Source organism: Gilliamella sp. Choc6-1 (assembly GCF_001690385.1).
Taxonomy (GTDB): Bacteria; Pseudomonadota; Gammaproteobacteria; order Enterobacterales; family Orbaceae; genus Gilliamella; species Gilliamella apicola_A.
This window is the reverse complement of sequence record NZ_LZHI01000014.1, coordinates 1-2,657: the sequence shown is the minus strand read 5'-3', so window position 1 is coordinate 2,657 and position 2,657 is coordinate 1. Positions and strand designations below refer to the sequence as shown.

2 protein-coding genes are annotated in these 2,657 nt (G+C 29.4%); both read left to right on the top strand.

From position 1 onward, the window contains the following. Window positions 1-1,196: N-acetylmuramidase family protein (locus tag A9G36_RS09830; protein ID WP_141670602.1), on the top strand; the 1,196-nt coding region annotated here is incomplete at its 5' end. 24 nt (window positions 1,197-1,220) lie between these two features. After that, window positions 1,221-2,216: a hypothetical protein gene (locus tag A9G36_RS01725; protein ID WP_065585319.1), complete on the top strand. Its 996-nt coding sequence runs from the start codon at window positions 1,221-1,223 to the stop codon at window positions 2,214-2,216. Window positions 2,217-2,657: the final 441 nt, after the last annotated feature.

Sequence of the window (2,657 nt, the reverse complement as noted above, 5' to 3'; positions counted from 1 at the left end):
TTGCCACCTTAGATTTAGCCGATTACACGCCGGCGATGCGAGAATTACAGCAAATCTTAACCGGCACACTAATATATTCAACCCAACGAAAAAAAGACCTACCGCCACCGACTTTTACGGATAGGGATTTAAAGGAAGGGTTACGCAGAAGTTGGACAGCGGAGCAGATAGGGCATTTACTGGTGAAATATGAAAGTGAATGGTATGCTGATGAAGAATTAAGTAAATGGAATGAGATAGATAACCTATATGAACAAGAAAAACAGCAAAAAAAAGAAATCATCGAAGAAGAGTTAAACAAACTCGGACTAACCTTACCTTATCAGCGAGACTCTGCCATGAAAAAAGTGGACGAAGCGCACGAATATGTCAAAAGCAACTGGCAACTAGAAAAAGAAGAGCGCATAAAACCATCTTTATGGTGGAAAGAAGTGGCGCAGGCACAAGCCCAAAATCAAACAACTAGCACAGAACAAAGTGAAGCTAATACGCCTAAACTATCCAATCTATCCGCAGACGGCAAGGCATGGTTTATACATCCGGTGGCGATGGTGGATTTATTTGTAAAAAAACATCCAATTATTTTATTAGACCAAAATGAATATGAACTTATTTTTTTAAATCAAAGAAAAAATATGGATTTATTAACCGATGCTGATTATGAAGAAGTTGCAAACGAATTAGGATGTGAATCAAAAGCACTTAAAGCTGTAGGTATAAAAGAAACAAAGGATCAGAGTTTTTATACCCATTTAGGGGATCATGTTCCTAAAATATTATTTGAGAGACATTATTTTCACAAATTAACTAATGGTAAATATGATGATGATCCTGATATATCAAATAAATCTTCATTTACTAAATATGGTTCCTATGCGAAACAATATGAACGATTAATAAAAGCATATGCTTTATCACCTAGAGAAGCTCTAATGTCAGCTTCTTGGGGAAAATTTCAAGTTATGGGAGCAAATATGCATTCAGACAAATTAAGTATTGAAGATATTCTATATAAAATTAGTCAGTCAGAAAAAAATCATTTAATTACACTAAAAGGTTATTTATTGAAGAATAAAAATGCCTTGGAAGCATTAAAATCAAAAAAATGGGATTCATTTGCTTTGTATTATAATGGAAGTGGTTATAAAAAGAATAATTATGATATTCTTATAAAAGAAATCTATGAAAAGCTATAAACAAGTAAAATATTGGAATTATAAATGAATAAAATAATTATATTCAGTGTACTGTTAGTGAATTTTGCATTTGCTAATACAACAAAATGTGATGAAGACTCATTTGAGCAAGTAAATATAACCACTTTTTCTGGTAGTCATATGAATTTAAAATATCAATATTGTCCATATTTTAAAATCGAACCAATAGATTATATGGGATATCAATTATTAACTATTAAAGTTGATAACCAATTATATACTTATAAAAATAATGTTAGTGATAATGGGTATTCCAGTAGAGAAATGTTCTATTCTAAACTAGGGGTATTTGGTATTGCTGAAGCCAATACAGGAAATTCTCCTTTAACGATAACATATTTGACTATTAAAGATAATAAATTATTTTTATTGGGGAAAATCACGTTTGAGAGACGTATGGGAAACATAATTGGTGAGCCTTATATTGAAAATAGAAGTGATGAAACTAATAAAATTATAGACAACATGTTTTTATTAAATAAAAAAAATATTTTGGGAGAATATCCTTTAAATTTTTATGAAAGTTTATTGTTTATTTTTGCTGATAAATTCAAACAAAATATTTCAAAATATGAAATAAATAAATTGTTAATTAAGCTATCAGAATATCCAGATTTGAGTAATTTTTATAGACAAAAAATCTTTTTTAAAGATCATTCTTTATGTACATATAATAAAAATCTAATTGAAATGGATGCCTTTGGTTGTCAAATAGGAAATAAGCAATTATCCATTTGTTATAATTATTTTGATAAGAGTGATCTAATATACAGATATGGTAATAAAAATAAAATAGAATTAGAGTTACGGAAAGAAATTTCAGATCGGAAAGTTTCAATAAATCCATTAGTTTTTAAAAAAAATATTTGGCATTATGAAGTAAATACATCTCTTGATAATGCAGGAATTTTAATAAAAAAGAATGGTAAGAATATTACGTTTCTTAAATGTGAAAATGACAGTGCAGAACCTTTAATATTTGATCCTATATGGGATTAGTGTTCCCTGTATACACAGGGATAAACCGCGCTACAAATCAAGCCTGAACAGTTAGATTTTGTGTTCCCTGTATACACAGGGAACACCCCTTTATCTTAATGCTAAAACCCTAACCCCAGTTAATTGATAATATTTTAAGTGGGCTTAAAAGCAGCAACCTAAAAAAACATGGCTCACTAAGCTTATCTTAAATTTCAATAAATTAACTTCAGTTAAATATTGCAAATTGTGTAAAAATCGTGTAATTTTATGCCTGATTTTGGTTATCATTACTGATTATTAAAATTACCGATAAAAATAGATAAATATGACAAAACTAAATAAAAATAAGTAGCAAGGTAGTAAAGGAAAAAAAATGGTAAAACATTTAGATAAAATCGTCGAACAAGCAGGACAAGCAGGGAAAGACTTGCTTAGCCAATTAACCAATAAAGTTAACCA